Here is a 17,045-nt window from a genome sequence, read left to right on the forward strand (position 1 = left end):
TCTGAGACTTTTCTGCGGAGAAACCACCTCTAAAAAGAAGTGGTTGCGGGGCTGGGATTTGAACCCAGGACCTTCAGGTTATGAGCCTGACGAGCTACCAGACTGCTCCACCCCGCGTTTGAAGAAGGCGACCATACCAGCACGAAACGAGGGCGCAAGGACGATTTTCAAAAACCTGCCAGCATTAACCTCGCCCAGAGGTATTTTCTGTTTGCTCCCACGGGGCAACTGCATTACTGAATCCATCCCTCTCTGATCGGCTAATTGCCCGGTCTTTGACTTCAGCCTTCTAAATAAGACCCATGATATTTTCCAGTTTTACTCTTCTCGCCCAGGCGACTCCGAATGCCAATCCTTTGAGCAGCCTGCTCCCAATCCTGTTCCTGGTCCCGATTTTTTATGTGCTGATCATTCGGCCACAACAAAAGCGGCAGAAGGAACTGAAAACCCTCATCACCAGCATGAAGACCGGCGACAAGATCATCACCAATGCCGGTCTTCACGGCATCGTCTCGAATGTGAAAGAGAAAACCTTCCTCCTGAAGGTCGCTGACAACGTCAAACTCGAGTTCGACAAGTCGGCCGTGGCCGTGGTCGAGTCCCGTTCCGATGTCGTGGAAGCCTAAGCGCTTCAGCTATTTCCCCACTGATTTATGGTTCTGTCGCCCGCCCTCACTTTCGGTCTCGGCATCGTCCTGCTGATTCTTTTTGCCGTCTATTTTGCCGCCGAGGAGCCGCGTCGGAAACGTATTGCCGGCTTGGTTTTGACGCTGTTTATCACGGCGTTTTGCATTCAGTCGATGACGCCGTTTGATAAGAAGATTCGACTCGGACTCGACTTAAAAGGCGGCACGTCCTTCCTGATGCGCCTCGTCCGCGAGAACGACGATAAAGGCCAGCCGCGGAAAATTTCCAAGGACCAGCTTGATCAAGCCGTCGAGACGATCCGCAAGCGCGTGGATCAATTTGGCACCGGCGAACCCGTCATCAGTCCGCAGGGCGAGGATCGCATTTTGGTCCAGATTCCCGGCTTGAAAACCGAGGATGTGGAAATGGCGCGTCAGCAGTTGGAAAAAGTCGCCAAACTGGAGTTCAAGCTGGTGCATCCCGAGAGCCAGTCGCTGGTTCCGCAGATCGAGGCAGGCACGGCTGTAACTCCTCCCGGTTACCGTGTTCAGACCGAGAAAGTGGATAAAAAAGGCGACAAACCGAACAAGGTTTTGGTGAAGCAGCGCGCAGAGATGAATGGAACTGGAATCGAAGCGGCTTACCCGCAGTTCGACGGCATGAAATATCTGGTGGCGATGAAGTTCACCAAGGAAGGCACCAAACAATTTGCCGATCTCACTGCGAAAAATGTGGGAAATCAGCTCGCGATTGTCCTCGACGGCGAAGTGCAGTCGGCACCTGTGATTCGCGAGGCGATGCCCAATGGGCAGGCGACGATTTCTGGAACCTTTACCGACACGGAAGTGCGCAATCTTTCCAGCGTTCTCGAGAATCCGCTGCAAACTCCTGTGAAAATCGACGAAAGCCGTAGCGTCTCCGCCACATTGGGCCAGGACTCGATTCATTCCGGCATTCTGGCGGGTTTGCTCGGGGTCGTGGTCGTGGCGATTTTCATGGCCATTTATTACCGAACAGCCGGTGTGGTGGCTCTCGTCGGCTTGGTGGTGAACATCGCCATTTTATTTGGTGTGATGTCGCTTTTTAACTTCGTGCTCACACTTCCGGGTATCGCCGGCATCATTCTCACGATCGGCATGGCGGTCGATGCGAACGTCCTCATTTACGAACGGTTGCGTGAGGAACTGGCCACCGGCAAATCCATCATCGCCGCGGTGGAGGCGGCGTACGAAAAGGCTTTCAGCGCCATTTTCGACGCCAACGCTACGACTCTCATCACCGCCGCGATCCTCTTCTGGCAATCCAGCGGACCGGTCAAAGGCTTCGCCGTCACCCTTATGGTCGGCATTATCGCGTCGCTCTTTTCCGCCTTAGTCGTCACCCGCATGTGCTTCGGCTGGATGACACATTTCGGCTGGTTGAAGGAGTTCACCATGATGAACATTCTCTCGAATCCGAAGTTCGATTTTCTCGGCAAACGCAAGATCGCGGTGGCTGTTTCCGTGATTGTCCTGCTCGCTTGCGGGGCCATTTTCGCGCTGCGCGGAGAGAAAAATTTCGGTGTGGACTTTCGAGGTGGCGACTTGCTTTTGATGTCGATGGAAAAACCGATCACCGATGCCGAGGCGCGCGCCGCCCTGGGACGTGACGATCTGGTCGTGCAAAGCGAAACCGCCGGCACTGCCAAATACCTGCAAATTCGCGGCCCATTTGACTCCAGCCCGGCTGTGGCTCAAAAACTGATCGCCAGTTTTCCCGATGCGGGCCTGAAAATCAGCCAGAAAGACACCGTCGGAGCCCTCGTCGGCAAGCAACTCGCCCAGCAATCCCTCATTGCGCTCGGACTCGGCATGTTGGGAATTTTGATTTACGTCACGATGCGATTTGAGCTGTCGTTCGCCATTGGAGCCTTAGTAGCCGTGCTCCACGATGTCGTGATCACGATTGGCATGTTTGCTCTGTTCGGACGCGAGCTTTCGCTGGTCATGGTGGGCGCTGTGCTGACGATTGCCGGCTATTCGATCAACGACACCATCGTCGTCTATGACCGCATTCGCGAAGGCTTGCGCAGTGGTCGCAAAGGCTCCGTGCAAGAAATCATGAACGCCAGCATCAATGAGACCCTGAACCGCACCTTCCTCACCGGCGGCGTGACGCTGATGTCGATGATGGGCCTTTATTTCCTCGGTGGCGACGCGCTCAACGACTTCGCTTTCGCCATCCTGATCGGCATTCTGGTCGGCACTTATTCCTCCGTCTTCATCGCCTCGCCAGTCGTTCTCTGGTGGTCGAAATGGAAAGGCGAAGCACTAGATCGCCAGATCAAAGCCAGCGATCTGGTCGTCGTTCAGGGATGATGTTTTCCCACGTAGTTTCTCAGAAACGCCGGTTGACGACATAACAGAAGCCAGCTAATCTCCACCCTCACTCAACAGATTTTTTAACCAGCCAAAACCACTAAATACATTATGCCAGAGGTAATTGTTCGCAAAGGAGAGCCCATTGATCGCGCTCTTAAAAGACTCAAAAGCAAGCTCGACGCCGAGGGAATCATGGAGGAAGTCCGCCGCCTGCGTGCGTTTGAGACTCCGGTCCAGAAGACCCGCCGCAAGGCCAAGTCCAATGCGAAAAAAGCGAAGCTGAAATTCCGTTTCAACCCAGCCTAACTCGTTTTCCAAAGATTTTCGAAAATCCCGCTGCCCATTGGGTTGGCGGGATTTTTTCGTTTATGACTCCAGCGACCATCTGGCGGAAAGCGCCCGCCGAACGGCATTTGCCGCAGGACGAGATTCATCTCTGGCGCGCGTCGATTCAGGAACTGCTCCCGCAGGCCCAAGTTGCAGACTTATCTGAACAGGAAAGAATCAAACTTGGCGCGCTGAAAAATGAAACCGTCCGAGCGCAGTTTTTCGTGTCGCATTGGCTGACGCGTCAGATTTTGGCCAGTTACCTGCAACTGGCGCCCTCGGAGTTGCAGTTCAATCAGAGCAAAGCTGGCAAGCCCAATTTGATTGGAACTCCGCTGGAGTTCAATCGAAGTCACTCCGGCGGCTGGCTCGTCCTCGCTCTTTCGACAAAAGCAGTCGGCGTGGACATCGAGAAAGTCGGACTGCGCTCTCAAATGGACGCGATTGTCGAACGCTGGTTTGAGGAGCCGGAAAAAGAGGAATTTCGCCGTTTATCGGACGCTGAAAAGCCAGCGTTTTTTCACAGCCGTTGGACGCAAAAAGAAGCCGTCCTGAAAGCCTGGGGAGTCGGTCTGGTTCAGCTCAGCGACTACGCAAAATTCCAGAGAGCGTCCTGGAGCTGTCGTTTTGAGCCCGCGCCCGGCCTCGCTGGCTGCGTCGCCCAAGTGGACCTGACGCCGCGGCAGTTGCAGTTCTATCGGGCCTGAGTCGAGTTCAATACTGCTTGCGCAGATTGCTCGGCAGAATATTCAACTCGTTGCGATACTTGGCCACCGTTCGGCGTGCGATGGGAATGCCGCGTTCCGAGAGAATTTTGACGATGTCCTTGTCGCTGAGTGGACTGGAAGTGTCCTCGTTTTTTACCATCTCGGCGATGCTGCCCTTCACGCTGGTATTGCTCATGTTTTGCCCCGCATCGGTCTGATATCCGGGCGTAAAGAAATATTTCATGTCGAATACACCCTGCGGCGTGGACATGTATTTGCCGGAAATGGCCCGGCTGACGGTTGTTTCGTGCACGCCGACGATGTTGGCGATCTGCACCATGGTCAGCGGCTTCAAATGCGCCGCGCCATTTTCGAGAAACTCCTGCTGATGCTTCACGATCTCGGTCGCGATGTTATGAATTGTCTGCTGGCGCTGGTGGATGCTCTTGATGAGAAACTTCCCGCTACGAATTTTTTCGCGAATGTAATCCTTCACCTCGGCCCCGTTGCCTTCCTGCGACATAAGATCCTTGTAAGTGTTGCTGATGCGCAGATGCGGGATTTGTTCGCCATTGAGGGAAATGGTGAATTCGCCGCTGATTTTCTCCACGTTTACGTCGGGCAGCACGTAGTTATTCGGGTCCGGCGTGAAAACCTGGCCGGGTCGCGGGTCGAGCGTGCCGATCATATTGGCGTGCCGCTGGACTTGTTCGGGCGACATTCCGAGTTTGCGTCCAATCTCCGGAAAACGGCGTTTGCCCAAGTCGGCGAGGTGGTTTTCCACAATGCGATACTCGGCGGAATTTTCTTTGCCCAGCCGCCGAAGTTGAATCATCAGACAATCGCGCAAATCGAGCGCACCAACGCCGACGGGATGAAACCCCTGCACGACATCGAGCATTCTCCGAAAATTTTCCTCGGGAATGCCGGTGTTCATGGACATTTCCTCGGGCGTGGTTTGAAGAAAACCAACGTCGTCGATGTTGCCGACAATGAGTTCGGCGGTGCGGCGATCATCCTGGTCGAGATCGAGCATGTTGAGCTGATCGAGTAAATGCTGCTGGAGCGTTTCCTCGTTCACAATGGAATCGAAGAAAAATTGGCGCCGCTCTTCCTCGTCCGCCGTGCGCCCGGAGTAACTGCTGCTCTGCGCCATGTAATCGCGCCATTCCTCATCGAGTTTGGCTAGCTTCTCAAACTCGTCCTTAAAGTCCTCCATCTCCCGCTGCTTGTCCTCAATGCTCGGCTCGGTGATGTCTTCCTCGATCACGGGATTGGTCTGCATCTCCTGCTGAATGATGTTGCGCAGCTCGATCATGGGAGCTTGCAGAATGGCGAGACTTTGTTGCAACTGCGGTGCGAGCACCTGCTGCAGCGACATGTTCTGGGACTGGTGCATTCCTGAAGCCATTGAGAAGACAGTATCTGGGTATATTTCCTGCTGCAAGACTATAGTGCGGCAAATCGCTCCCCAACACCCACTCTCCCAACGCTCATGAAAATTCCCGTTCCCTATTTGTTGACTGCCGCCGTGCTGGCGTCGCTCGCCTGGATGCTCCCGCTCGGGGCGCAAAGCCCCGCAGGCACCAGCGATGAACTCGTTCCACTCGTGCAGGCGATCACGGCGCAGCAGAAGTTAATCGATGAAAATCAGGCCAGCATCGACAAGAGTCTGGCCACCATTCAGGAAGATCTGCGGCAGGCGAAAATCTACGTCAGTCGCGCGGGCAAAGCCAAGGGAACAAAATAAGCACGAAATGAAACCCATTTATCTCATCCTCACCACGCTCTTTCTGGGAGCCACATCGCTGCGAATCCATTCACAAAGTAAACCCTCGGAAAGCGCCGGAGCCGCTCTGATTCAAATCAAAGCTGCCAACGAATCTTTGATCACGCGTCAGGCCGCGACTTTGGAAGTGCTGAAAGCGATGGAAGCCGACTCGAATCAGCTTCGCATTGTGGCGAAGCGCGGCTAAACCAAAACGTCCTTGTCGCCCTTTTTGATCTCCAGCTTGCGATAAAGCGTCGCAATGCTGATGTCGAGCATCCCGGCTGTTTTCTCCCGGGAATCGTTGTTAAAGGCAAGCGTCTGCTCAATGTAACGGCGCTCCATGCCGCGCACAAATTCGTCGAGTTTTTGGCCGATGCGCCATTCGACGTTCGGTCCATTGACTGTGGTGTCGTGATTATTGGCGACGTGCGGCGGCAAATCCTCGGGCTTGATTACGCCGTTATCGCACAAGGCGCAGGCGCGTTCGACGGCATTTTCCAGTTCGCGCACATTGCCCGGCCAACTGTAGCGACCGAGGAGTTCGAGTGCTTTCGGCTCGATTTTCTTGGGCTCGGTGCTCGTCTGCGACGCGTTTTTGGCTAAAAAATGATTCACCAAAAGCGGCACGTCTTCCAGACGATCGCGCAGCGGCGGGAGTTCCAATGGAATCACAGCCAGGCGGTAATACAAATCCTCGCGGAATCCGCCGCCCTTGATTTTTTCGCTCAGAGCCTCGTTGGCGGCAGCGACAACGCGGACATTGATTGCCACGCTTTTCGTTTCACCAACCCGACGAATATGACGCTCTTGCAGCACGCGCAGCAGCTTGGTTTGCAACGCAGGGGCCATGGAATTCACCTCATCAAGGAAAATGGTGCCCTCGTTGGCTTCTTCGAAAAGGCCCAATTTGTCCTGCACCGCGCCGGTGAAAGAGCCTTTTTTGTGACCAAACAATTCCGACTCCAGCAAGTTTTCAGGTAAAGCCGAGCAGTTGATCGCGACAAATGGATGATGCTGGCGATGGCTGTTGAAGTGTAAAGCCCTGGCGACCAGTTCTTTACCGGTGCCGCTCTCGCCTTGTATCAGGATCGTGCTGTCGGTGTCCGCAACCTTGGCGATGAGATTGTAGATCGCCTGCATCTTGCCGCTTGTGCCGATGATATTCTCAAATTTGTATTTTTCCTTTAGTTCGCGTTTGAGATAGACATTTTCGCGAATGGCCGCTTGGAAATCCAAGGCGCGCTGCACAGTCAACTGTAACTCGTCGATTTTGAAGGGCTTCGTGATGTAATCGAAAGCGCCGAGCTTCATCGCATCCACGGCCGTTTCCACCGAGGCGTAACCGGTGATCATAATCACCGCCGTATTCGGGAGCTTCTCCTTGCACTCTCGGAGGATGTCGAATCCGCCGACTTTTTCCATTTTGATGTCGACGATAACCAGTTGAGGCGCAGCCTTTTCCAACTGATCCAGGGCGGCGACTGAGGAGCTGAATGGCATCGCTTGATGCCCTTTTTCGCGACAGAGAGTGGCGATGACTTCGACCATGGAAGGTTCGTCATCAACGATCATTATTTTGGCCATATTGAAACGATTTTATCTCAACGATGAGAATCGGCAATCCAAAATTGCAACTGATTATCAGAATTGAGTGGAGGCAAATCCGAAGTCGAGCATCTTGGTGCTGTCTTCCCAGATTCCGGGGCGATTCGTATGCAACACGACTGCGAGATATTCGCGCCCGTCGCGGAGGGCGCTGCTCACCAACACCTGCTGCGCCTGACTGGTGTAGCCTGTCTTGATACCGATACAACCCGGATAGCGCACGAGCAGCCGGTTGTGATTGCGGAGCGGCACCATCCCACGCGGCGACTGCCAGTCGAAGGCTTGGGTGCGAACGATTTCGCGGAAATACGGCAGTTGCATCGCGGTCCGGCTGATCAGCGCCAAGTCGTGCGCCGTGGTGTAATGCTGCGGGTGATGCAGCCCGTTGGGGTTCATGAAATGACTGTCAGTCGCCCCCAACTCGGCGGCGCGTTTCGTCATCTTTTCGGCAAAGGCAGCCACGCTTCCGGCGTTGTCGCGGGCGAGGGCCATAGCGACGTCGTTGGCGCTTTTCAGCATCAGACCGAAGAGCAACTGCCTCCGCGTGTAAGTTTCGCCCGGCTTGAGATCGAGCGAACTCGGCTCCACTTTCGTGTCTTCCAACGTGACTGTGACAATGTCGTCCAAGTGGCCGGACTCGATGATCAGCAACGCCGTGAGAATCTTCGTAGAGCTCGCCGGGAAAAAACGCTGGTCCGCATTCTTCTGCCAGAGAAATGTGCCAGCGAAACTATCCATCACTGCGGCTCCCCCGGCGGCCACCACCAATTCACCGGGAGCCGGTTTTACCTCCGCTGATTCGCATGGAACTCCACTGCAAAAAAGCAGGGCAGCCGCGGTGAGGCAGGCGAGCGTTTTCATGCACCGACGACCTCGCCCGCGATCATCATCCAAGGGATCGGGCGTTTGTTTTGCAGGATGGTTTCGTAAACTTCCGAGGTCCGAATGTCTCCCGCCGGGATGGCAATCGCATCCGCCCAAGCACCGGGCCGGAGCACGCCGAGCTTGTCGGGCTGGCGGAGCGATCGCGCCGGATTGCGCGTGACCATTTCCACGATTTCGACCGGAGCAACGTCTGGGAAAGCCTCCGCGAAACGGCGCATTTCGGCAAAGAGATCGAGCTTGTCGTTGCTCGCGAGACTGTCGCTGCCGAGGCTGATATTCGCATTCGCGGCGAGCAGTTTCTCGTAAGGAAACACACCGTGCTGGAAAAACTGGCTGCTCTTCGGACAATGCACCACGTGGATCATTTCCCCCTGCGACCAACGTGCCAGCAGGGCGTAATCGTCGGCGCTCAATTCATTCAAGTGCACCAGCAGCGCGTCCGGTTTCAGGCAGCCATATTCGATGACATAACGCAGCGGAGTCATCCCTCCGCAATCGCTCATGTCGCGCCCGAGACTCTCCAGAAACTCATAGAGCGGGCCGGTGGCGTCGAGCAGCATTTGCATCTCCTCGGAGGACTCGGCGACATGGGTGGTGACGAGCAAATCACCCGCCTCTGCCGCCGCGGTGGACAGCCGGTAAAGCTCCGCCGACGCCGTGTAAGGCGCGTGCGGACTGAGCGCGAAATGAGTCAGCTCCGACTCCGCTGGATGGAAGAAACGCAGGGCGCCGCGCATGGATTCCTCGCTGTGATTGCGCTGGCGGATGTCCAGCATTTCGTAACACCACCATGTGCGCAGCGGGAGCTTCGGCTCGCGATCCAGCAGCTCGGGAAACGACTCGATATTCACCACCGTCGTCGTGCCGTGGCGGAGGAGTTCCGCCGCACCCGCGAGTGTCGCGGCGAGATAATCGTCGTCCGTAAGATTGCGCTTCGCCGCATTGATCCGCTGAATCCATTTCGCAAACGTCGTTTGAGTCAGAATCAAATGCCGCAGCGAGCTAAATTCCAAGTGGCAATGAGCGTTGATCAGGCCCGGCATCAGGATCACCTCGCCGAGATCGACTTTGCGCCCGGCGTGTTGCGCGGCGAGATCGTCATACTTACCGAGAGCCACGATTTGGTCGCCTTCGACGAGCAATCCACCATCCTCGATGGGCGGGGAATCCATGCTGACCAAGTGGCGGGCTCGATAAAGAATCATGCGGGGGCTCTCTTTACCGTCTCGCGGGCGGCGGCGACAAGGATATTGCAACATTCTTCGCAGGGCAGGGGAATGAAACCGCGCCCGCACTCCAGCAGATCGTGACCCAACTCCAATTTCCCTGCTGGCAGACTCGTGATCGCCACCCCCGGCTCGATCTGCCAGGTGATCGTCTTCAGGCAGCGATTCGGTGGGCAGACCTCGCCGATCAACGCGTCGGCTTGTTCGTTGGTGATCTTACCCGCCACGCGATACATGCCCGACTGGCGATTCAACGTCTCGCGCAAATCCACCGGACGTCCGGCCTTTTCCTCAAACGCCGCCGCCGTCCCCAGCATCGCCGGATAGAAAAACTCCAGCGCCCGCACCACGTCCTCAAGACTGCCCAACTCCAGCCGCCAGCCGCGCTGCAACGTCGGCGCACTGCGCAGCGGACGATATTTTCCCGCCGCATCCAGCTTGCCGAGTTCGATAGCGTCCTCCGCCTGCTGATACGACTGCAACTCCCCCGGTTCATCCAGATAGTGATGCAACTCGAATCCTTCCGCCGTCCGCCCGATTCGCACCTCGCCCAAGTCGGCGCGGCCCGCCTCCAGCCACGCGGCTAATTTCTCCGCCAGCTTCATACGGCCAGCGCGTGTTTCTCATCAAACGCCGCCACTTGATCCAGAATCACGTCCGCCAGCAGAGACGATGTCCCGATGGCGCTTGCGTAGTAAAGCTGCCGCCCGCGCAACGGCACCGGATTTTGCCGAGTCGCCCCCGCCTCCATCCCCAGTAACACAGGGATGTCCTCATAACTATGTAACCCGTCTGCGATAAAAAACGGCACCACCACCACATGCTTCAGCGTCGTCAGTTGATCCCACTCCGCCACATTCGGCGACTCCTCCATAAACGCATCCACCACCTCGCCAAATTGCCCCAGCGCCCGAATCCGCGCCACCTGATCGCGGATCGCCCGCGCCGAATTATCATTCAACCCCGTGCCGTGCCCCACAATGATGAGACTGATCGCAGCCAAGTCCACTCCCGGTGCCACCTCGCGGGCGCGTTGCAGGAGCAGGCCCGTCATATTGGCGTGATTCCCCACCGGCTCGCAGTATTTGATTACCCGTCCATCGCGCTCGGTGATTGGCCCATTTAACCCTAACTCCCGCGGCAGCACCGTCTGGGTAAAATACCCTTCGCTAATAAAATTCGGCACCACATAGACCTCGTCCGCCTCCACCATCCGCCAGATCTGACGAAAACTCGGCTCCTCCTTCCAGAAACAGACATGCACCTCGGCAAAAATCCCCCGCGCCCGAATCGTCGCCGCGTGGAGATGCGTCGGCCCGCTGGAATCCGGGTTCAGCGTGGACCCATGCCCGGCCAGAACGAGAGCGCAGCGAGATTTATCCATGCCCTCATCTACGATTGAAACCGCCCTCCCGACAAGACTTCGGCGAAAAAATGCGCCAACCCTCGTTTGGGCGCACTTGGCTGGGAAACTTCAGTTTCTATGGGACTCAGACTTTCGGACGAAACAGAAGCTGAGGCGTGTTGATTTGGCTGTTGGAAGAGGCTTCCAACTTGAAAAGTTCAATAGAGTCCGCAATTTAGGGGCGTCATGCCGAATCTGACTTCGCCTGCCACTCTCCGGGAACAAGCCGCGCTGCTGGATCGCCACATTTTCCATCAGTCGCTGCGGAGTGCGACGCGGGCGGTAATGATCGGTCTCGGAGTTCCCAGTCTGGCGTTGCTGGGGATGATTTTTATTCTCCTCCGTGCCTCGGCCTGGGTGGAGCACACGGACGCGGTGATCGCGCAGGCGCATGAGGTGGAGACGACGATGCTCGCGATGCAGGCCGGGTCGCGGGGTTTCTGGCTGACGCATGAGGAGGCTTTTCTGGCTCCCTACACGGAGGGCGAGGAGGCGCTGGAGGGTCGGCTAAAGGGATTGCAGAATCTGGTGTCGGACAATCCCTCGCAAACGGCCCAAGCCGGGAAAGTGGAGGCTGCCCTGCACGAGTGGCGGTCGCGGCTCGCGGCCTCGATGGCGGAGGAGCGCACCGCGCCGACGAGTCTGCAGCTGGAGGCGAGCGCTGCACTGTCGGCCCGGGCGAGGCAGGAGTTAAAGACCTTTGTCAACGAGGAGGAGCGCCTGCGCGATGAGCGGGTGCGCCGTGTTAAATGGTCGGTGGCCGTGCTCTTCGCCACTCTGGGCGGTGTCGCGCTCGTGGGCATACCTTGGTTGACCCTGCGGTTGAAGAGTCTGCTGCGCAAACTCAATGCCACCTATAGTACGAGCCTCTCGGCGGTGCATCGGCGCGCGGACGAGTTGCATGTGACTCTAAACTCGATCGGCGACGCGGTGCTGGCCACAGATAGCACGGGGCGGGTGGAATTTCTCAATCCCGTGGCGGAGGAGATGACGGGCTGGACGAATGCGGAGGCGCAAGGGAAGCCGCTGGAGGCGGTGTTTGTTATTTTCAACGAGGAGACGGGTGCTACGACCGAGAACCCGGTCGCCCGCGTACTTCGGGAAAATGTGGTCGTGGGTCTGGCGAATCACACCGTGCTGCGTTCGCGACAGGGCGTGGAGGTGGCGATTGAGGATTCTGCGGCTCCCATCCGCGATGAAGCGGGGAAGGTGCTGGGTGTGATTCTCGTTTTCCACGATGCGAGCGCGAGTCGCGAGGCTGTGCGCCTGCTGGGGATCGCCAAGAAAAAGGCCGACGAGGCGAACCGCTCGAAGGATGCGCTGCTGGCGACGCTCTCGCACGAGTTGCGCACGCCGCTCACGCCGGTGCTGTTTGCGGTGGAGTTTATTCGTTCTCACCCGGAGCTGCCCGCCGAATTGCTGGAGGAAGTGGCGATGATCAAGCGCAACATTCAGGTGGAAGTGCGGCTGATCGACGATTTGCTGGATATTTCCAAGATCATCCAGGGGAAGCTGTTTCTGGAGTTGGAGCGGCGGGACATTCACGACTTGATCGTGCTGGCGATGGAGATGGTGCGACCCCAGGCGGTGGAGAAAAAGATCGAGCTGGTTTGCGAGTGCGAGGCGTCGAAGCGGGAGTGGCGGGTGGACCCGGCGCGTTTCCAGCAGGTGATCTGGAATCTACTGCGCAATGCGATCAAATTTTCGCCGGATGGCGGGAGCATCCAGGTCATCACTCGCGAGAAGGAGGGCGGCGGTCTGCGGATCGAGGTCATCGATCACGGCATCGGCATCCAACCCGAAATGCTGGGGCGGATCTTCCAGCCCTTCGATCAGGGCGAACTCCGGGAGAATCATCGCTACGGCGGCATGGGCCTGGGGTTGGCGATCAGCAAAGCCGTCGTGGAAGCGCACGGGGCAACGATTCGAGCGGTGAGCGAAGGCCTCGGTCGCGGCGCGCAGTTTATTGTGGAATGGCCCGCGCCCGACGCGAAGTAACGGGGGGCAGGAGGGTTATTTTGGCCGTTTCAAGCAGCGAATCGCGGCTGTTCTAAAGGGGGGATAAGCCAGAGGCCGGGGCGGCGGCAGAAGGGGCGCGGGCCGCTGAACCGGGGCATGGCGATGCGCGGCACCTATGACTGGAAGTGGGAGCTTCATTAGTCACGGAGTTATAGTTCAAAGTGGGCGGAGTGGAAGTGAGACGATGAGAAACAGTTTACGGCCTTTGCTGGCGATTGCTCGTTTCCGTGGAAGATGCGTTGCGGCTCATCTTTTCCCGCTTGCGGGGCGAATAGGGATTAGGCTTGGCTCTCTCGATCATGCGTTTTGTGTTTCTCTTTTTGTTATTGATGCCGGGCGTGATCGTCGCCGCGCCGCTCGATGGGGTGGGGCAACTGATCGTGAGTGTGGCACCAGACTGGAACTCGAATCAGGGCCAGCTCCGGCTTTTCAATCGAGTGGCAGGGAAATGGCAGCCCGCGTCTCCGGCGATCCCGGTCCTCTATGGAAAGAATGGCCTGGCCTGGGGCCGCGGCGTGCTGGGTCAGGAGCAGGCGGGCGCGCACAAGGTGGAACGCGATAAACGCGCTCCGGCGGGGCTGTTTGCCATAGGTAAAATCTATACCTACGACGCTGCGCTGCCGCCGGGGGCGGATTATCCGTTTCACACCGTGGGGCCGAACGATGCCTGGGTGGATGACCCGCGGCTGCCGCATTACAACGAATTGGTAACGGTCGATCCGCAAAATCGCCCCGAGTGGTGGGAGCGGCAAAAGATGCGGCACAACGACGCGGCTTACCGTTGGCTGGTGGAGATCCGGCATAATCGCGACGACATCGTGCCGGGCGACGGGAGTGCGATTTTCTTTCACATCCGGCGCGGGCCGACGCGGCCGACGGCGGGTTGCACGACCATGGCCGAGGCCGATCTGGTGTCGCTCATTCGCTGGCTGCGGGCTCCGGCGCATCCGCATTATGTGCTGCTGCCAAAGTCGGAATACTTGAAGAAATGGCGCGAGTGGGGTCTGCCGCCACCGGAGGCGATGGAATGAAGCTCTGGATGCGCTTGCTGGAGTGGCTCGATGGGTTTGTGGACGACAAGTTCCGCTCGAACCCCGATGAGTTGCGTCACGCCCGGCTGGTGGTGAACTTCGGCTACCTCGGCGGCATTTTTGGGTTGATCTACTGCTGCTTCTACCTCGCGGTCGGCCACTACTGGGGCGCAGGGATTGTGATGATTTGCACGCTGGGGCTGCTCTCGGTGGCGTTCAGCCGGTTTCAAAACAGTGTGCGCGCGGGGAACCTGATTGCGTTCTATCTCACGCTCGGTTTCGCCGGGTTGTCGGCGGTCGAGGGAGGAGTGGAGGGTCACGCGGTAAGCTGGCTGGCAACGGTGCCGATCAGCGCTCTCGTCCTCGCCAACCAGCGTTCGGGCGTTCTCTGGTTCATCGGCTCGCTCCTGGGAACGATGTTTTTCGCGGGGCTCTACGGCATGGGGTATCGCGTGCCGATTCGCTACGACGCACATTGGCATCCGCTGATCACGGCGATGGGTTACGTCAGCCTCACGCTGTTTGCCGGCATTCTGGGTTTCATCATCGAGGGCGGACGCAAAAGCGCCTTTCTCCGCATGGAGCACGCGCTGAAGAATCTCCGTTTCGCCAACGACCGGCTGGAGGCGCTCAACCAGGAGAAAACGCACATCTTGCAAGTCGTCGCGCACGACCTGCGGAGTCCGTTGCAAGCCATCCTCGGCCACAGTTCGCTCATCGCCGAAGGCATCGTCACCGATCTGCCGCAGGTGCAGGCGAGTGGGGGTCAAATCGTAAAAACGTCGCGACGCATGTCGCATTTGATCGACGATTTGCTCGATCTGAACGCGATGGAGGAGGGCCGTTTCACCCTGAATATCGCGCGGGTGGATTTTTCCGAGATGGTCGTCGAAGCCGTGCAGCATCATCGGTTCGTCGCGCAAAACAAGGACATCACACTGGAAGTCCACACACCGCAGGAGACGGTCTTCGTTCTAGCCGACGCCAAACCGACGCTGCAAATCCTCGATAATCTCCTCTCAAACGCGATCAAGTATTCGGCCAAGGGCACCACGACTCGCATCGCACTGGAACTCCGCGAAAAATTCGCCGTTCTCTCCGTCCAAGACGAGGGCCCCGGCTTGAGCGAGGAGGATCAGGCGAAGCTTTTCCAGAAATTTACCCGGCTCACCTCGCAGCCCACCGGCGGCGAATCCTCCAGCGGCCTCGGACTTTCCATCGCTAAGAAAATGACCGAATCCATGGGCGGCACGATCGGCTGCCGCAGCCAGCTCGGGAACGGCTCGACATTTTTCATAGAATTGCCCGTGTCTGCGGAGAGCGACCTTGTGTGATATTCTAATTCCATGAGCGGGCTCTTTCTCACGGCTGGACGGCGGCTGCGTTTGCTCGCGGAAAACGATCCTCACACCCATTGGTGGAGCCTCGACGAGACGCGTTTTTGCAACCGCTGCGAACACCTCATCGTCGGCCGGGACATCGTCATCACGCTGGACGAGCACGAGGCGCCGCACTTTGCCTGCCCGAGTTTTCGCTGCCCCGGCACCTTTGCAAACTGGGAATATCCCCAACTCCATTTGTAACGTTAATCTAGAGAACCGGGTGTGTCGGCGCTCGCAATCAGGGCGCAGATGCCGCGCTTTTTCGCTGCGCGGATGAACTCAAAAAACTCCGCCGCCTCCGGTCCCCATGGGCGTTCGTCCGAGGCGGCGAGGGCTTGGGAGACGTTCAATCCGCTGCGATAGATCAGGGCGAAAGCGGCCTTGATTTCATTGCGCGTCTCGGGCGAAAACCCGGCGCGTTTGAGTCCGATCGCATTCAGCCCGGCGACGGTGTTGATCTCGGCAGCCATCGTGAATGGCGGGATGTCTTTGCTGAAACCGGAAAGTCCCTGGGCGATGACGAGTCGTCCGATGCGCGTGTGCTGATGCACCACGCTGCCGCCGCCGAGAAAAACGCGGTCGCCCACAGTGACGTGGCCAGCCAGCAGGACGTTGTTCGCGAGGATGACATGGCTGCCGATCGCGGTGTCGTGGCCGAGGTGCGCGCCAGCCATCAGGAAACAATCGTCGCCAATCTGAGTCAGGCCGTTCTCTTTCGCGCCGCGATGAATGGTCACGTTTTCGCGGATGACATTTCGTTCGCCGATGACGACCTGGCTGATGGTCATTCGATTGAAACTCACGTCCTGCGGATCGCCGCCGAGAACCGCGCCGGAGTGGACGATGTTGCTAGCGCCCAGCTTCACAAAGGGATGAATCACCACATGGGGATGCAACTCGCAATCGTCGCCGAGGGTGACATTTGCGCCGATAATCGAGTAAGCGCCGATGTTGACATTCATCCCTAACTCCGCTGCGGGATCGATGATGGCTGTGGGATGAATCATAGGATGCCGCTCTCGCGATAGCTGTAATAACCCCGCTTCGTTTCCGTGGGAACGCCGCAAATGAGGTGATCCATCAGACGCACCTGCATGAGCTGCGCAACCTCGGCCAGACGGCGGGTAAATTGGTTGTCCGCCGAACTCGGCTCGGGATTTCCCGAGGGGTGATTGTGGACAAGGATGAAGGCGTAAGCCTGGCTCGCCAGCACCGGCCGGAAGATGAGCGGAATGTGGGCGACGGTCTCGTTGATGCTCCCCTTGGAAACCTCCTCGATGCTGATGAGATGAAGCTGGGTATTCAGCAAAACGACCTGCAGCGACTCGGTGGAAAGCATCCGCATTTGCGCGCCGAGAAACTGGTAAATGACCTCTGGATTATCAAATGGCTCGGTGGTGATCCGCTCGTAACCAAGCCGATGGCCGAGGGCAAAAGCGGCGGCGAGTTGCACGGCTTTGGCGGGTCCGACGCCCTTGATTTTGCTGAGTTCCTGCACTGAGCAGCGCGCGATGGCGGTGAGCGTCTGGTAGCGCGTGAGCAACTGGTCGGCCAGCTCGAGGACGTGCGTGCCCTCCATCCCAGTGCGCAGGAGAATGGCGATCAACTCGGCATTGGAAAGCGACCCGGCTCCGTGGCGTTGCAGCCGTTCGCGCGGCAGCTCGTCGGCGGGAAGTTCCTTCAGGCGCGCCATTAGATCA

General features: G+C 57.8%; 18 protein-coding genes and 1 tRNA gene. 10 read left to right on the plus strand and 9 right to left on the minus strand.

Annotated features, from left to right (window positions below; all coding sequences use genetic code 11):
- Positions 1-40 precede the first annotated feature (40 nt).
- A tRNA-Met gene (locus ABIT76_11855) sits at positions 41-117 on the minus strand.
- Positions 118-302: 185 nt separating this feature from the next.
- Between ABIT76_11855 and yajC the strand changes: the two genes are divergently transcribed.
- The 4 genes from yajC (at position 303) to ABIT76_11875 (ending at position 4,021) form a co-directional block, all read left to right on the plus strand.
- Positions 303-626, plus strand: coding sequence for a preprotein translocase subunit YajC (yajC, locus tag ABIT76_11860; protein ID MEO7933842.1), 324 nt, complete (start codon positions 303-305; stop codon positions 624-626).
- A 27-nt stretch (positions 627-653) separates the two neighbouring features.
- Positions 654-2,984, plus strand: a complete 2,331-nt coding sequence (gene secD, locus ABIT76_11865; GenBank protein MEO7933843.1) for a protein translocase subunit SecD — start codon at positions 654-656, stop codon at positions 2,982-2,984.
- Positions 2,985-3,095: 111 nt separating this feature from the next.
- Positions 3,096-3,293 (plus strand): 30S ribosomal protein S21, encoded by a 198-nt coding sequence (rpsU, locus tag ABIT76_11870; GenBank protein MEO7933844.1) that lies wholly within the window; start codon positions 3,096-3,098, stop codon positions 3,291-3,293.
- A gap of 62 nt (positions 3,294-3,355) precedes the next feature.
- On the plus strand, positions 3,356-4,021 hold the full coding sequence (locus ABIT76_11875; protein MEO7933845.1) for a 4'-phosphopantetheinyl transferase superfamily protein: 666 nt from the start codon (positions 3,356-3,358) through the stop codon (positions 4,019-4,021).
- Positions 4,022-4,028: 7 nt separating this feature from the next.
- Here ABIT76_11875 and rpoN read toward each other — a convergent pair whose 3' ends face one another.
- Positions 4,029-5,420: an RNA polymerase factor sigma-54 gene (rpoN, locus tag ABIT76_11880; protein MEO7933846.1), complete on the minus strand. Its 1,392-nt coding sequence runs from the start codon at positions 5,418-5,420 to the stop codon at positions 4,029-4,031.
- Positions 5,421-5,516: 96 nt separating this feature from the next.
- Here rpoN and ABIT76_11885 point away from each other — a divergent pair, with 96 nt between their 5' ends.
- Both ABIT76_11885 and ABIT76_11890 read left to right on the plus strand, forming a co-directional pair.
- The gene (locus ABIT76_11885) at positions 5,517-5,771 is read left to right on the plus strand and encodes a hypothetical protein (GenBank protein ID MEO7933847.1); all 255 of its coding nucleotides are present in this window, start codon (positions 5,517-5,519) and stop codon (positions 5,769-5,771) included.
- A gap of 7 nt (positions 5,772-5,778) precedes the next feature.
- A complete protein-coding gene (locus ABIT76_11890; GenBank protein ID MEO7933848.1) occupies positions 5,779-5,997 on the plus strand; it encodes a hypothetical protein in 219 nt (72 codons plus the stop codon).
- Here the strand turns inward: ABIT76_11890 and ABIT76_11895 are convergent.
- From ABIT76_11895 to ABIT76_11915, 5 genes are read right to left on the minus strand one after another with little or no spacing between them, the layout of a single operon-like run.
- The gene (locus ABIT76_11895; protein MEO7933849.1) at positions 5,994-7,376 is read right to left on the minus strand and encodes a sigma-54 dependent transcriptional regulator; all 1,383 of its coding nucleotides are present in this window, start codon (positions 7,374-7,376) and stop codon (positions 5,994-5,996) included. The two genes, ABIT76_11890 and ABIT76_11895, sit on opposite strands and share 4 nt — an antisense overlap.
- Positions 7,377-7,433: 57 nt before the next feature.
- A complete protein-coding gene (locus ABIT76_11900; GenBank protein ID MEO7933850.1) occupies positions 7,434-8,258 on the minus strand; it encodes a D-alanyl-D-alanine carboxypeptidase family protein in 825 nt (274 codons plus the stop codon).
- Positions 8,255-9,454 (minus strand): amidohydrolase family protein, encoded by a 1,200-nt coding sequence (locus ABIT76_11905; GenBank protein MEO7933851.1) that lies wholly within the window; start codon positions 9,452-9,454, stop codon positions 8,255-8,257. The genes ABIT76_11900 and ABIT76_11905 overlap by 4 nt, the downstream gene beginning before the upstream one ends.
- A gap of 29 nt (positions 9,455-9,483) precedes the next feature.
- Entirely contained in the window at positions 9,484-10,113 is a 630-nt protein-coding gene (locus tag ABIT76_11910) for a DR2241 family protein (protein ID MEO7933852.1), read from the minus strand.
- Positions 10,110-10,892: a CbiX/SirB N-terminal domain-containing protein gene (locus ABIT76_11915; protein ID MEO7933853.1), complete on the minus strand. Its 783-nt coding sequence runs from the start codon at positions 10,890-10,892 to the stop codon at positions 10,110-10,112. Before ABIT76_11915 ends, ABIT76_11910 begins: the two co-directional genes overlap by 4 nt.
- Positions 10,893-11,099: 207 nt before the next feature.
- Here ABIT76_11915 and ABIT76_11920 point away from each other — a divergent pair, with 207 nt between their 5' ends.
- The 4 genes from ABIT76_11920 (at position 11,100) to ABIT76_11935 (ending at position 15,546) form a co-directional block, all read left to right on the plus strand.
- On the plus strand, positions 11,100-12,911 hold the full coding sequence (locus tag ABIT76_11920) for an ATP-binding protein (protein ID MEO7933854.1): 1,812 nt from the start codon (positions 11,100-11,102) through the stop codon (positions 12,909-12,911).
- Positions 12,912-13,231: 320 nt separating this feature from the next.
- Positions 13,232-13,963, plus strand: coding sequence for a L,D-transpeptidase family protein (locus ABIT76_11925; GenBank protein ID MEO7933855.1), 732 nt, complete (start codon positions 13,232-13,234; stop codon positions 13,961-13,963).
- The gene (locus tag ABIT76_11930) at positions 13,921-15,297 is read left to right on the plus strand and encodes a HAMP domain-containing sensor histidine kinase (GenBank protein MEO7933856.1); all 1,377 of its coding nucleotides are present in this window, start codon (positions 13,921-13,923) and stop codon (positions 15,295-15,297) included. The genes ABIT76_11925 and ABIT76_11930 overlap by 43 nt, the downstream gene beginning before the upstream one ends.
- Positions 15,298-15,309: 12 nt before the next feature.
- Positions 15,310-15,546 carry a hypothetical protein gene (locus tag ABIT76_11935; GenBank protein MEO7933857.1) on the plus strand — a complete coding sequence of 79 codons (237 nt, stop codon included), beginning with the start codon at positions 15,310-15,312 and terminating at the stop codon, positions 15,544-15,546.
- A gap of 2 nt (positions 15,547-15,548) precedes the next feature.
- Here the strand turns inward: ABIT76_11935 and lpxA are convergent, their stop codons facing one another.
- On the minus strand, positions 15,549-16,352 hold the full coding sequence (gene lpxA / locus ABIT76_11940; GenBank protein ID MEO7933858.1) for an acyl-ACP--UDP-N-acetylglucosamine O-acyltransferase: 804 nt from the start codon (positions 16,350-16,352) through the stop codon (positions 15,549-15,551).
- Positions 16,349-17,038, minus strand: a complete 690-nt coding sequence (gene radC, locus ABIT76_11945; protein ID MEO7933859.1) for a DNA repair protein RadC — start codon at positions 17,036-17,038, stop codon at positions 16,349-16,351. The genes lpxA and radC overlap by 4 nt, the downstream gene beginning before the upstream one ends.
- Between the last annotated feature and the right edge of the window lie 7 nt (positions 17,039-17,045).

Source organism: Chthoniobacterales bacterium, from assembly GCA_039930045.1.
Classification (GTDB): domain Bacteria; phylum Verrucomicrobiota; class Verrucomicrobiia; order Chthoniobacterales; family DASVRZ01; genus DASVRZ01.

Coding starts and splice junctions, on each gene's coding strand:
- yajC (MEO7933842.1), top strand. CDS start 303: ATGATATTTTCCAGTTTTACTCTTCTCGCCCAGGCGACTCCGAATGCC.
- secD (MEO7933843.1), top strand. CDS start 654: ATGGTTCTGTCGCCCGCCCTCACTTTCGGTCTCGGCATCGTCCTGCTG.
- rpsU (MEO7933844.1), top strand. CDS start 3,096: ATGCCAGAGGTAATTGTTCGCAAAGGAGAGCCCATTGATCGCGCTCTT.
- ABIT76_11875 (MEO7933845.1), top strand. CDS start 3,356: ATGACTCCAGCGACCATCTGGCGGAAAGCGCCCGCCGAACGGCATTTG.
- rpoN (MEO7933846.1), bottom strand. CDS start 5,420: ATGCACCAGTCCCAGAACATGTCGCTGCAGCAGGTGCTCGCACCGCAG.
- ABIT76_11885 (MEO7933847.1), top strand. CDS start 5,517: ATGAAAATTCCCGTTCCCTATTTGTTGACTGCCGCCGTGCTGGCGTCG.
- ABIT76_11890 (MEO7933848.1), top strand. CDS start 5,779: ATGAAACCCATTTATCTCATCCTCACCACGCTCTTTCTGGGAGCCACA.
- ABIT76_11895 (MEO7933849.1), bottom strand. CDS start 7,376: ATGGCCAAAATAATGATCGTTGATGACGAACCTTCCATGGTCGAAGTC.
- ABIT76_11900 (MEO7933850.1), bottom strand. CDS start 8,258: ATGAAAACGCTCGCCTGCCTCACCGCGGCTGCCCTGCTTTTTTGCAGT.
- ABIT76_11905 (MEO7933851.1), bottom strand. CDS start 9,454: ATGGATTCCCCGCCCATCGAGGATGGTGGATTGCTCGTCGAAGGCGAC.
- ABIT76_11910 (MEO7933852.1), bottom strand. CDS start 10,113: ATGAAGCTGGCGGAGAAATTAGCCGCGTGGCTGGAGGCGGGCCGCGCC.
- ABIT76_11915 (MEO7933853.1), bottom strand. CDS start 10,892: ATGGATAAATCTCGCTGCGCTCTCGTTCTGGCCGGGCATGGGTCCACG.
- ABIT76_11920 (MEO7933854.1), top strand. CDS start 11,100: ATGCCGAATCTGACTTCGCCTGCCACTCTCCGGGAACAAGCCGCGCTG.
- ABIT76_11925 (MEO7933855.1), top strand. CDS start 13,232: ATGCGTTTTGTGTTTCTCTTTTTGTTATTGATGCCGGGCGTGATCGTC.
- ABIT76_11930 (MEO7933856.1), top strand. CDS start 13,921: ATGGCGCGAGTGGGGTCTGCCGCCACCGGAGGCGATGGAATGAAGCTC.
- ABIT76_11935 (MEO7933857.1), top strand. CDS start 15,310: ATGAGCGGGCTCTTTCTCACGGCTGGACGGCGGCTGCGTTTGCTCGCG.
- lpxA (MEO7933858.1), bottom strand. CDS start 16,352: ATGATTCATCCCACAGCCATCATCGATCCCGCAGCGGAGTTAGGGATG.
- radC (MEO7933859.1), bottom strand. CDS start 17,038: ATGGCGCGCCTGAAGGAACTTCCCGCCGACGAGCTGCCGCGCGAACGG.